This window comes from Chitinophaga jiangningensis (assembly GCF_900142605.1).
In the GTDB taxonomy this organism is placed as follows: Bacteria; Bacteroidota; Bacteroidia; order Chitinophagales; family Chitinophagaceae; genus Chitinophaga; species Chitinophaga jiangningensis.
In genome coordinates, this window is the sequence record NZ_FRBL01000003.1 from 1 (window position 1) to 12450 (window position 12450).

At 48.2% G+C, this 12450-nt stretch carries 8 protein-coding genes; 3 read left to right on the top strand and 5 right to left on the bottom strand.

Annotated features, from left to right (window positions below; translation table 11 throughout):
* Nucleotides 1-126: 126 nt before the first annotated feature.
* From BUB18_RS07610 to BUB18_RS07625, 4 genes are read right to left on the bottom strand one after another with little or no spacing between them, the layout of a single operon-like run.
* A complete protein-coding gene (locus BUB18_RS07610) occupies nucleotides 127-1296 on the bottom strand; it encodes a TlpA disulfide reductase family protein (protein WP_073079606.1) in 1170 nt (389 codons plus the stop codon).
* A 13-nt stretch (nucleotides 1297-1309) separates the two neighbouring features.
* The gene (locus tag BUB18_RS07615; RefSeq protein WP_073079607.1) at nucleotides 1310-2542 is read right to left on the bottom strand and encodes a TlpA family protein disulfide reductase; all 1233 of its coding nucleotides are present in this window, start codon (nucleotides 2540-2542) and stop codon (nucleotides 1310-1312) included.
* 22 nt (nucleotides 2543-2564) lie between these two features.
* Entirely contained in the window at nucleotides 2565-3902 is a 1338-nt protein-coding gene (locus tag BUB18_RS07620) for a RagB/SusD family nutrient uptake outer membrane protein (RefSeq protein WP_073079609.1), read from the bottom strand.
* 11 nt (nucleotides 3903-3913) lie between these two features.
* Complete coding sequence (locus tag BUB18_RS07625; protein ID WP_083549549.1) at nucleotides 3914-6973, bottom strand: SusC/RagA family TonB-linked outer membrane protein; 3060 nt, start codon at nucleotides 6971-6973, stop codon at nucleotides 3914-3916.
* Between the two features lie 199 nt (nucleotides 6974-7172).
* Between BUB18_RS07625 and BUB18_RS07630 the strand changes: the two genes are divergently transcribed.
* Genes BUB18_RS07630 through BUB18_RS07640 form a run of 3 tightly spaced genes read left to right on the top strand, consistent with a single transcriptional unit; the run spans nucleotide 7173 to nucleotide 9885 of the window.
* Complete coding sequence (locus BUB18_RS07630; protein ID WP_143159868.1) at nucleotides 7173-8117, top strand: histidine kinase; 945 nt, start codon at nucleotides 7173-7175, stop codon at nucleotides 8115-8117.
* 9 nt (nucleotides 8118-8126) lie between these two features.
* A complete protein-coding gene (locus tag BUB18_RS07635; RefSeq protein ID WP_073079614.1) occupies nucleotides 8127-9188 on the top strand; it encodes a sensor histidine kinase in 1062 nt (353 codons plus the stop codon).
* 1 nt (nucleotide 9189) lies between these two features.
* Nucleotides 9190-9885, top strand: a complete 696-nt coding sequence (locus BUB18_RS07640; protein WP_073079615.1) for a LytR/AlgR family response regulator transcription factor — start codon at nucleotides 9190-9192, stop codon at nucleotides 9883-9885.
* 77 nt (nucleotides 9886-9962) lie between these two features.
* Here BUB18_RS07640 and BUB18_RS07645 read toward each other — a convergent pair whose 3' ends face one another.
* The gene (locus BUB18_RS07645) at nucleotides 9963-12443 is read right to left on the bottom strand and encodes a hypothetical protein (RefSeq protein ID WP_073079617.1); all 2481 of its coding nucleotides are present in this window, start codon (nucleotides 12441-12443) and stop codon (nucleotides 9963-9965) included.
* Nucleotides 12444-12450 lie beyond the last annotated feature (7 nt).

The following is a 12450-nucleotide window of genomic DNA, read 5'->3' on the forward strand; positions in this document are numbered from 1 at the left end:
TCCAATAAATCAAAATGAGAGAAAAACTCTCATAATGTGAGATATATACTTAAAAAGGAAAGAGGGCGTCTCAGGTATTTTTGAGACGCCCTCTTTTGCACTAAATAAAAAACCAACATCAGAAATTTACTCTCCGAATATCTTTTTCAGTTCCTGGTCCAGTCCTTCACCACCGGTACCTACTTCTTTATAAATAATTCTACCGGTTTTATCCAGCAGTAATTTTGTAGGGAATCCGGTTACCGCGTAAGATGCTACCAGGTCGGCTTTCACTTTGTCGTAGTTGTTGAGTACGTGTAACCATGGCAGTCCATCATCTTTTACAGCCTTTTTCCATGCTGCTTCAGCGGCAGGCAGCTCATCTGCTTTTTCGTTAGCTACACCCAGGATTTCAAAGCCTTTTGCATGGTATTTAGCATACAGCTCTTTCAGATGTGGGTTACCGGCTCTGCATGGGCCGCACCAGCTACCCCAGAAATCTACCAGTACATATTTCCCCTGTAATGAACTCAGCGAAAGCAGGTTTCCGTTTAAGTCAGGTTTAGTAAAGCCCGGTGCTTTAGAACCTACAGCGGTTGTTTTTACGCCTTTGATTCGTTCAGCAAGATATTTACCCATTTCGCTGGCCTTCAGTGAGGGCGACAATTTATTATAAGCCGCTTCATATTCATTAATCGGCATGCTCTCAAACAGGCGGGAAAGCAATACCACGCTTGCGTAAGACTTCGGATGTCTGGCAATGAAATCACGCTGATATTCTTCTATAACCTTGTTGTTGGCTTTCGTTTCTTCCCCGTATGCCTTGATCTGTACACTGTCGGTTTTCCATTTCAGCTTCATGGAAGTTTTCCTTATCTCCCAGTTCTTTTCTATCAGCGGCAAGGCTTTTTCCTTGTAGGCGTTAAACTCTTCATTGATTTTGCCACCTGTTACTTTCGCTTTGTAGAGTTCAGCTGCATTACCGGTAATGGTAACAGGCTTGTCTGTAACAAAAAAGTCCAGCGCTGGCCCCGGAACAAACATGCCACCTTTTACCACCTCGAACTTTGAAGAAGGGTGATTGCTGGTCATCATCACCAGTGTTTCTCCGTGATAGCTGCCCTTAAATTCCATGTGGTCTCCCTGTACAATTACAGGTGTATCAACACCCTTTTTTATACCGGTTACCATAGTGGCATTTAGTTTATAGCCTTCGATTCCTTTAATATCGGCATTGATATTATACGATTTCTCCTGCGCGTTGGCAAAAGTGGCCAGCAGTAAACTGCTGGCCAGGGTTAAGGTTGTTTTTTTCATGGTTGGTGTTTGATTAAAAGCTAGTCATTGGAATACTGGCGGCCTTTTTTGCTGCAGGCTTAGCACCTTTCTCCAGGATATTTTTTACTACTGCCTGTGCATCTTCCGTAAAGCCGGTGAAACGTTCTACAATGTTGCCATTCGGATCTACCAGGTACATAGTTGGAATGCCGGAGAACTGGAATACTTTCATGGTGGTATCTTTGTTATCGCTCAGGAGTTGCAGCCATGGCATGTTTTCTTCCTCCATCGCTTTACGCCATGCTTTGTCATTTGTATCTATGGAGATGCTGGCGACCTCAAAACCACGATCTTTGTAGGAAGTGTAGAGTTCTTTCACTTTCGGTATGGCCTGACGGCAAGGACCGCACCAGCTGGCCCAGAAATCAACCAGCAGGTATTTACCCTTGTACTGATCCAGACCAGCCAGTTTGCCATCCGGTGTCGGATAGTTGATGGAAGGCATAGGCTGACCATTCTTCAGCTTCTTTGCCTGATTAGTATTGTAGATGATGTTTTCTTTCAGCGCCTTCGCTTCTGTGAGCCATGGGTATTTCGCTACCAGATCATCCAGTAGTTTCATGGCTTTATCATACTTTTCACCTGCTTCGGTACCAGCCATACCGCGGATGGCGTATATCGTAACGGGACGGCCTTTGTATACGCGCATCAGCAGTTCCTGGCGTTGTGCATAATCCTGACCAATCGGACTATATACTTTTCTGTTATTCAGGTAAGATATAAAGTTCGTATCGGTAGATTTTTTCGCGTAGTACTCCATGTTATAGTCATCAATACTCCTGCGGTAGTTGTTTTCACTATTGAGGATATATTGATTAATGAAGTTATTGTCGGAAGAGCCTTCCACAAAGTTGTAATGTGGCACTTTAACTTTATATCTGGCAGTATCATAGCCACGCATAGCTACCTGTACATCCGCATCGCTCCAGAAGGTAGCACGATCCCAATGCATAGCATCAATCGTATAGGCACCCTGGTGGTCTTGCTTTAGCTGAAATTTGAAACTTTTATCGGCACCCACAATAGCGGAGTCAATCACCTCGCCTTTACCATAGAGTGACTCTTTCATTAACCAAACTTTGTTCTCAGGCTGCTTCGGGTCAATAAATTCTACGGTTCCCTTTACGGTTATGGATTTCACCACTTTCGTCTGCTGTGCCAGCAGGGCCGATGGTACGGCGATCAGCGCCAGTGGCATCCACATTTTTAATACTACTTTTTTCATTGGTGGTATGTTGTTTTAAAAGTTACTTACTGTAGTCCGGATTTTGTTCCAGATATGGGTTGATGGAAAATTCGCGGGAAGGCAATGGCAGCAATGCGTGGCTGGACGGTACGCCATAGGATTTTATCCAGGCTTCCCTTTTTCCAAATCGCTCCATGTCCTGCCAGCGCTGATGCTCACCCACAAACTCTCTCCTGCGCTCCGCTTCGATATCAACAAGGAAGGCAGCTGCATTGGCAAAATCCGTGTTATTTTTTATGCTGGCTTTACGGGCACTACGGAGCTGGTTATACGCAGTTACATCTACCGTTCCTTTGCGTGCCGTAGCTTCTGCAGCAATCAGGAATGCCTCACTGTAGCGGCAGATAGGGTAGGAGTTAACAGATTCCTGCGGGAACTTAGTGAGGAAATATACCTGTTCAGTAATACCGGCTCCTTTTACTTTCGTGAAAAATGGCCTGCGGATATCTGTTGACTCATAGGATTTGACAATTGCTGAATCAATCCAGTTGTTACCGTTGCCCGCTATGTTTGCACCTGCAGCAGCACCGGGTCCCAGCCAGTTGGGTAGGCCATATTTGTCAGTGGTAGGTGCAGGCGTTTCGTTTAATTTATATAGCGCCTCCGGGCTGTTTACGCCGGATTTAAAAATATCTCCGAAATTGGAAGTCAACGACAGTTTTCCGGAGCTGATCACCGTATTTGCCAGCGTCAATGCCTCTTCATTTCTGCCGGTATTTAAATACAACCTTGCCAGCAGCAGTTGTGCGGCCTGTTTGGAACCAATGGTGGCATTAGTATAATCCGGTAACAGGGTAATCGCTTTCTGGTAATCTTTTTCCATTTGCTGGCGTACCTCTGCAAGGGTATTGCGCGTGGCACGTTGTCTTGGATCTTCATTGCCGTACACCAGCGGAACACCGCCAAAATGGTCCGACAACCAGTTGTAAGCATAAGCACGCAGTAAATAGGCCTCGCCGGCAGCACCGCGGATGGTGCTGTCTCCTGCATGTTCCTGCTCATAACGGATCACCATGTTCACCGTAGCAATGGTGGCATATGGCTGCTTGAAAATATAGGTGAGGCCGTTATCCAAAGGAGATACATTATTCCCTTCCCAGGTAGGGAAAGTGAGGGAGGTAATATCGTCGGACATCACATCCTGGTAAGAATAAAAGAGATACAGGGAATTGTTGTTCATAAACGACAGCTTCGCACCATTGATCACCAGCGGCAGGTTGCTGCTGCTTAAATTGTCGAAACTGATCCTGGTATCTGGTACCAGGTCATCCAGCTTTTGGCTGCACGAAGCTGCCAGCAACAGGGAAGAAAGTAGGAGTGGATATATAAGCAATTTCATGGAAGTAGTTTTTAGAATGAAACATCAATACCAATAACAGCCGACTGTGGATTAGGCACGTTGGTGCTCACCACACCTGAATTGGAAGCTGCTTCCGGATCAAAGCCAATGTATTTGGTGATGGTAAACAGGTTCTGTGCCGCGACGTATATTCTAGCACTGTTAATCTTCGCCTTGCTGATCAGGGTTGCAGGCACGGCATAACTCAGGTTGACGTTGCGTAAGCGGAAATACGAAGCATTGTAGATGAACTGAGTAGATGGGCGGTAGTTCCAGTCCGCCGTTTGACCTGCACCATGTTTGCCGGTAATGGCGCGTGGCACATCTGTAACATCACCTGGTTTCCTCCAGCGTTTGGTTACCACGTCAAACATATTGGGCATTGCGCCATAAAAGTCACGGTCATAGCTTCTCAATGTCTGCTCATAGTAATCATATACCTTATTGCCCACTACATAAGTAAATAAGGCGTCGAGTGTAAAGCCTTTGTAACCGAAGGTAAGTGTGGTGCCACCTGTAAACTTCGGCATTGCAATCGGCACAGTGATCATATCATTCGTATTCCACAGCCCATCTTTATTGCGGTCGGTGTAAATCATATCACCCGTTTGCGGGTCCACCCCCTGGGATTCGTATACTAATACCGAACCTACGGACTGACCTACTTTTGCTTTAGATTGCGGACCGCCGAATACAAAGGTGCCATAGTTAGTCAGGGAGTCTTTCAGGCTGATGATCTCATTTTTGTTGATGTTCATGTTGGTGGATACTTTCCAACTGAATTTTCTTCCTGCCTTGCTGCTCAAACCCATTTCAAGATCAACGCCCTTGTTGCGGATATTACCGATGTTATCCGGGGTAGAGGCCGCGCCATATACCCAGGATACCTGGTTGGAGCTCATTAGCCCGTCGGTAGTTTTATTGTAATAGTCCAGCACAATGGTGAGCCTGTTACCGAACATGGTAGCGTCAATACCTGCGTCTACCTGCCGGGTACGCTCCCACCTGATGTTGGGGTTTCCGATGATACTGTTGATCTGGAGGGCCGACAAGCCATTATAAGAAGTGGCCAGCAGCAGGTTTTGTGCATCCCAGTAACCCAGCGGACGGATATTACCACTCATGCCATAGCTGGAACGAAGTTTCAGTTGACTGATCAGCTTATTGCCATAGAGGAAGTTTTCTTTCGCGATATCCCATCCGCCTGAAATGGAAGGGAACCAGCTATATCGGTTATCAGCCAGCAGTTTTGAGGAACCATCTCTTCTGAGGGAAGCGTTTAGCAGGTACTTGCCTTCCCAGTCAAACCCGGTGCGGGCAAAAAATGCATCCGATAATTCTTTGTTATAGATATTATAGTTCGCAATAGCACCAACGCTGCCATAAGCAGAACCTGCACCAGCACCCGTGATACCATCTACCACAGGATAGCCGTTCAGGTCATAACCGATCGCATTCAACTCCGTGCTATAGTAGGTGTAACCAGCCACTGCATTGATGCCCAGCTTATTGACTCTTTTGGTGTAAGTAAAGTAGTTATCAAAAGTAAAATTGAAATTATCCTGCCCGGAAGTTTTGGTACTGCCCTTGGAAGAGGTACCAAGATAAGTGAGAGGAGAGTAGAAATCCCTGCTGAGTGAGTTATATTTGCTGGCATTGAAGGAGGAACGGAACTGCAAATCTTTGGTAAAGCTGATATCTGCCGTCAGGCGCCCAATATAACTAAATACTTTATTCCTGTTCTTATTGTCTTGCATCACTCCCAGCGGATGCTGCTGCATACCTATATAATATCCCAATGAACCATCCGCGTTACGAACCGGTTCATCCGGTGTATCAGGCCTGGCCTGGAAGGCAGTGGCAATCGGATTGGAGAGGTTTTTAAGCACACTCTGATTAATGGATAAGCCACCGTTGAGTTTCAGCCAGTTGTTTACGGTTTGCGTAATGTCCAGCTTTGCCGTATAACGCTCATAGTTGCCGGAGCCCCATACCATCTCTTCCGCATAGCGGCCGAGCGACATATAATAACTGCTCTTTTCACTGCCGCCGGACATGCTGGCCTGTATATTGTTGATGGGTGCATTTTTATTCTTAATCCTGTCAATCCAGTCGGTACTTCTATTGGCCATATTCAGGCCGGCTATCTGGGATTTCAGGTTATTAATTTCATTGTTTAGCTGCGTGATCTCATTAGCAGGAGTAGTAGGATCTTTCAGACGTTTATCAATATCCGCCAGCCGGTTGTTGCGTGCATCATTGAAGGCGGAAGTATATTCTTCGGTATTCAGCATTCTGCGGGAGGTAGGCACGTTATTGACGCCGGTATAGGCATTCAGACTAAACGCAGGTTTGCTGTTGGTTTTACCTTTTTTGGTGGTGATGATGATAACGCCGCCACTGCCCCTGGCGCCGTAAATAGCGGCTGATGCGGCATCTTTCAGCACTTCCATGCTTTCAATGTCCTGAGGGTTGATGGTGTTGAGATTGACGGTATTGCCTTCCACTATCAATCCATCTATAACGATGAGTGGATTGGTACCAGCCGCGCTTACTGACTGCGCGCCCCTGATCTGAATGTTAGGTGTGGCGCCGGGTGTACCGCCGGTGCTGGCTACGTATACACCAGCCACTCTGCCCTGCAGGGCTTTTGCCGCGTCGCTTACAATATTTTTTTCCGGAGTGAGGGAACTGCTGCTAACAGTGGAGATGGCGTTAGTAACTGTAGCCCGTTTCTGGGTACCATAACCCACCACCACGGCGCTGCTTAAGTCTACAGCCTGTATCTTCAGGAGTACCGGGCCGGTGGAGATGAGTGCCGCTTTCACGATCACATTCTCAAATCCCATACTGGAAATCTGCAGCTGTGCGTTGGCGGGCACGTTCAGCTCAAATTCGCCGGCAGCATTGGTGGTGGCGCCTTTGTTACTACCTACTACTTTTACTGTGGCGCCGGGGACCGGCTGTTTGGTCAGGGAATCTTTTACCGTTCCCTTGAGTACTTGCTGTGCCGCAGCGGTCATGCTGCCCCCTAAAAGCAAAGAAAGGGATAAGACGATTAGCTTTCTCATACAATAGTTGGTTGATTTTTGTAAAGGATACCCAGCTGGAATAGGCTACCAAGTTAAGTATCAGCAAATTATATGCTCCCGGAAAAAGGACGTACACGACTCAAAAATGTACGATCAGGTTTTTCACGGGGACGAAAAAAAGAAAGGCCGGTTTACTGCGTACTCCCGTCAGATTGGTGTAATTTCATTGTTCTTAATTATGAAGGCACACAAGGAACCATACCGCTACCTCGTACATCTGGCCATCGTTATGGCGTTGCTGTTGCTGTATACTTACAGGCAACTGCCTGCTGCTTTTACAGGAGCCTTTGCTGCCCGGTGGTTGTTCATCCGGTATTACCTGTATGGCTTTATTAACTTTAATTTGTTTTACCTATTGGTTTTCTGGCTGATCAATCAACCGGTAAAGCAGCATAGGTACGCCCGCTCCATAACAATTGCCCTGGGAGCGGCGGTTGTTTTTTCATTGCTCAAATATGCCATCGGCATGCTATGGGGCCATGATGTGATCATCCAGCGCATGATTACTATTAAACCCGCAAATGGTGGAAAGCCTCCTGCTGAATATTTATTCTCTTTCTGGGAATATTTCAGGGTGGCCTTCAAAACCAGTATGGGAGTGGTAATTCTGGCTTTTGCCTATCGCCTTTTCCTGGATTATCGCAACGAAGATCCTTTGGCAAATCAGCTGGCCCAGGTGGAATCCAACGCATCCAGGCTAAGTGCCGGGTCGCAGTTATTGCTGCTGCATCTCAAAGCACTCACGCCGCTACTCACTGATCAGGTGCGACGCAGCGAAGAGGGGGTACAGGCAATTTTATTGATTTCCGAATTACTCCGCTACCTGCTTTACGATAAAGAAACCACCCAGGGAGCCACCACGCTAAAAAAAGAATTATATTTTTTACAACAATACCTCTCCCTCCGTGCCTGTCTTTATCCGGATCAAACCATTACTTTGCAGGTAACAGGGGAGGAGGATGGAGCAACGGCGATGCCTATGCAATTACTTTTACAGGCAGAAAAACTGTTGCGCCAACGCGAAAACTGTAATGGCGCCTTACAGATCGCCGTTAATGTTGAAAATAAAATGCCGGTAATGCGAATGTATGAAGTATCCGGTGCGCTTACAACCATTGAATAAAATAAAATTGTGAACCGGAAAGATATCTCAGGATTTTTTATATTACTCCTGCTGTTTATGGCAATAGTGCTGGGGATAAACCTTTTTACTCTCAGCGTATATTCCCGTGAAAGCCTGATCAGTCTTGCCATTCGGGACGGATTGTTTGGGCTGGTTAATTTTTTTCAGTTCTATATTTTTTTCCGGTGGATTGTTCCTTCCTTTCTGCACTCGCGCAACTGGCAATTGTTGTTACTACGGGTGTTCCCTGTGGTAGCGGCTTTCAATAGCTTTAAATATCTACTGGCCTCCGGCGTATTTCCGAAAATAATGCTGTACCAGGGCTATAGGTACGACCTGGGCAGCAAACGCCGTATTGAACTATTCACCACTTTCGGAGCCTATTTCACCAATGCGTTATGGACCAGCCTTGTACTGCTGGCAGCAGCATTTGCTGTACACCTGTTTCTGCACTGGCTCCGCGAAGATAAAAGGAGAGCGCTCCTGCAACAACAACAGGTGAAGGCGGAATCCGGGTTTCTTAAAATGCAGCTCAATTCTCATTTCCTGATCAACAGCCTGAACAGCATCTATTCTCTCGCTATAACAGGCTCCCCGGAAGTAGTGCAGGCCAATAATACGCTGGTGCACCTGCTAAGTTACATGCTCGATCAGCCGGATGATATTGATTTCCGAAGCCCTATCCGAGATGAAATTCAATATCTGCAGGATTTCATCAGTCTCCAACAACTGCGTACAGGTATCAAAGAAGGTATACAGGCGGATTTCGCCGGCACCCTGCCTGACAAGCAAATTGCACCCATGCTGCTCGTACCGTTTGTAGAAAACGCTTTTAAACACGGTGTCACCAATCATCCTGCGCATCCTGTAACCATTGTGCTGGCAGGGGATGAACAAATGCTTAGCTTTGTAGTAAGTAATAAAAAATCGATTTTTAATAAAGATAAAACCGGTGGCATAGGACTGGAAAATGTAAGGAAACGCCTGCAGCTGATTTATCCGCAAAAGCACGACCTGCAAATAACAGACACGGAAGCAACTTATCAATGCCACCTGAAAATATACTGGTAATATGGCTTTAAAATGTATTGTGGTAGACGACGAGCCGTTGGCCATACAGGTGCTGCTGGCATTCATCAAAAAAATGCCGGAGCTGGAATTGCTGCGTAGCTTCAATAATCCGCTGGAGGCGCTGGCATTTGTAAAAACCAATCCGGTGGACCTGGTATTTCTCGACATCCAGATGCCGGAACTCAGCGGCATGGAATTTATGCAACTCCTGCAGCAGGATGCATCCGTGATCATTGTTTCGGCTTACGACGATTACGCCATCGAAGGTTTCGAGAAAGAAGCACTGGACTACCTGCTGAAGCCTGTTTCATTTGAACGTTTTGTGAAAGCGACGCAACGGGCCATTAACCGCCGGGCCTTGCCGGAAAAGCCTTCCGCCAACCTGGGCAAGCACTTGTTTGTACGGACAGACAAGCGCATCATTCGACTGGATATCAGCGATATTCTTTACATCGAAGCGCTGCGCAATTACGTAGCCATACAAACGCCTACCCAAAAAATTATGACCCTGCAAAACCTGCGTAGCTTTGAAGAAGCGCTGGGTAAGGAGTTTATGCGGGTACACAAGTCTTTTATCGTGGCGCTGAATAAAATCGACAGCATCGAAAGGCAGCGCATTTTTATTCAGCAATACCATGTGCCTATTGGTGATGCCTATTTTAAACAGTTTATGGAGGCCATTGCCATGTTGAAATAAAAGAGCGGGCGCGGGGCGCCAGCCCCGAACCCGCTCTTCCATCTGGTGCCGAAGGCGCCAGATGGAACAAAATAAAATTATCCTCTCCTCGGTCTTCCGCCACCACCACCGGAAGGAGCTGCCCTTGGTGCCTGCCTTGGCGGCGTACTGAAATTCTGCTGCCGCATACCACCTCTCTCACGTTGCATCTGGATCCGCTGCATTTGTTGTTGCTGCTGCTGTGGCGCTACCCGCCAGCCATTGTTCTGTCTTTGCTGCCAGCCATTATTTTGTCGCCGGTAGATGTTACCGTCCCCGTCACTCATAATATTATTCTGTCCCCGGCTGGGCCTTGCCTCTGGCCGGGTAGGTATGCGGTTGTTATTACCCGGGAAGGTGCTGTTGCCAGGCTCTCTGCCGGGGCGGGTATTATTTCCGGGAGATGTAGCACCAGGCACCCGGTCATTACCACCGCCAGGGGGCACGTTCCCAGGCTCTCTGCCCGGACGGGTTGTGTTACCGGGAAGGGTAGATCCGGGTGTCGTATTTCCGGGCTCTCTGCTGGGCCTGCCGGTATTGCCCGGTAGGGTGCCACCGGGTACGCGGTTGTCGTTACCGGGTTCCCTGTTCGGGCGGCCTGTATTGCCCGGCACGGTACCACCCGGAAGGCGATTATTCCCACCCGGCATTGTGGTACCGGGCTCTCTGCCTGGGCGGCCATTATTACCCGGTAGGCGCGACGGGCGATCCGCCGTTTGAATATTCACGCGGTCGCGGTATAAATTATTACTGATGCCGGGCCTACCAGGATAGGTATTGCCTGCCCGCACAGGTCTTGTACCGGCATTAATAGGACGGTTGTAATTGATGTTAGGCCGGTTGATGCTCCAGTGCGGCCGTCCATAATACCCGCCGTTGTAACCCCAAGGCCTGAACGGAGGCCGGTAAAGTGGAGGGCCAAACCATCCGCCATAATAGCCGCCACTCCAATACCTGAAATTCATCCAGCCGAAGTTAAACGTCCAGCCAAAGCCCAGGCTCCAGCCATACCAGGGATTATAGCTTACGCCAAAGCCCCAGGTGAGTGGTCGTGGATAATAGATGGGCCCCCACCATGGCCGGTACCGCCAGCCGGTGCCCCACACTACAGTAGGCCCGTAGATGAAGCAGTTCAGGTATCCCGGCGTATAGCCGGTATAGATATACTGGGGAGTTACCTCATAAATGTATACATACTTGGTGTTGTAAGCCTCGCTGGTAGCGGGAATCCGATCCACATCAGCAGGGCGGTCGGTACTCAGCTCCCAGGGGCCGGTAGCGGAATTACTGGTAAACCATACGCCATTGTCCACCGCATAGAAGCGGTTGCCCGACTGCATCACCGTGAGGTTACTATTTTCCGCAAGTGTTAGATTAGTCCCTTCGATGGGTTGAAATTGCGGGGTGCCATCGTAGGTAACGTTGGTTTGGGCACTGGAACGGTCTACCTTGGCGGTTTGCGGTATCTCTGCATCCACAATCGCTTCCTCCGCAGCGGAGGTGCCCGCTACGTTGGCCAGCACACCATCTTTTTCGGAGCCTTCCGGAATTTTCGCGAAATCTGCCGGCAGCTCATCGCTGGGAACATATTTCCATGGCCCTTGCAGTGATGCGGAAGCATACCACCTGCCGGCCAGCAGGATGTAGTTTAATTGGGTGTTGATGTCTTTGAAAATATCTTCCAGGGAGTTATCTACATACAGCAGGCTGGTGCCTTGCAGGTTTTTGTAGGAAGCCGCACCATCCGTTTGTATCAGTTCCGCTGGGCTGGTACGCACAATAATATCAAGAGGCAGCGGGTTATTAAATTTAGGGAGAGAATCATTTTTTCCTTTTGCTTTAAGGTCCGCGTCTATGGCCCGGATGGTAGCAGGGAGATTGCGATTCACCACATACCCGCTTTTTACATTGTTGGAGGTGTACCAGAACGTGCCACCATAGAGGTAATATTTTTTGTCGGTTGGATTTTGCACAATCAGGTTTGGGGTATTCACTACCCGCTGCATGTTCAGGTCTTTATCGAGCTGGAGTCGTGGCTCCCCGTCCATGATCACCAGCAGCGAGGGTTTGGTGCGGTAAATCACTTCCGGTGGCTCCGTGCTGATGTTGTTATCGCGGATACGCTGCTCCGACCGGATGGAGGTCAGCAGCTCGTCCAGCGACATCGTCAGGTCCCATTTGGGTACTTCCTTTTCGAGCAGACTGGAAATTTGCATCAGTCGCGAGTTATCCGTGATGTCCGGGATTTTTATGCGTGTAACACTGACTGTTTCCAGCGTAGCCGTGCGCCTGGTCTTGTCCGTATTCAGCAGGCAGTTGGCCCACACCACTCCAAAAATTGGTTCTGAGCTGGCAGTTTCCCTCACCGATACGGCTGCACGAAGAAAGAGATTATTGCCCTGCAGGTTCTCGGGCTGGGGCTGATAAATGGTGATTTTGCCTCCGCCGCTGACAGGTATTTCTTTTGGCCAGCTGATATCTTGCGCACGCACCTGCGATAGAAAGCAAAACAACAGCAGTCCTGAGATGAATTGACGCATGAACTGG

Bases quoted from the DNA above. Each gene is read 5' to 3' on its own strand.
- BUB18_RS07625 (WP_083549549.1), bottom strand. From the start codon at position 6,973: ATGAGAAAGCTAATCGTCTTATCCCTTTCTTTGCTTTTAGGGGGCAGC.
- BUB18_RS07630 (WP_143159868.1), top strand. From the start codon at position 7,173: ATGAAGGCACACAAGGAACCATACCGCTACCTCGTACATCTGGCCATC.
- BUB18_RS07610 (WP_073079606.1), bottom strand. From the start codon at position 1,296: ATGAAAAAAACAACCTTAACCCTGGCCAGCAGTTTACTGCTGGCCACT.
- BUB18_RS07645 (WP_073079617.1), bottom strand. From the start codon at position 12,443: ATGCGTCAATTCATCTCAGGACTGCTGTTGTTTTGCTTTCTATCGCAG.
- BUB18_RS07620 (WP_073079609.1), bottom strand. From the start codon at position 3,902: ATGAAATTGCTTATATATCCACTCCTACTTTCTTCCCTGTTGCTGGCA.
- BUB18_RS07615 (WP_073079607.1), bottom strand. From the start codon at position 2,542: ATGAAAAAAGTAGTATTAAAAATGTGGATGCCACTGGCGCTGATCGCC.
- BUB18_RS07640 (WP_073079615.1), top strand. From the start codon at position 9,190: ATGGCTTTAAAATGTATTGTGGTAGACGACGAGCCGTTGGCCATACAG.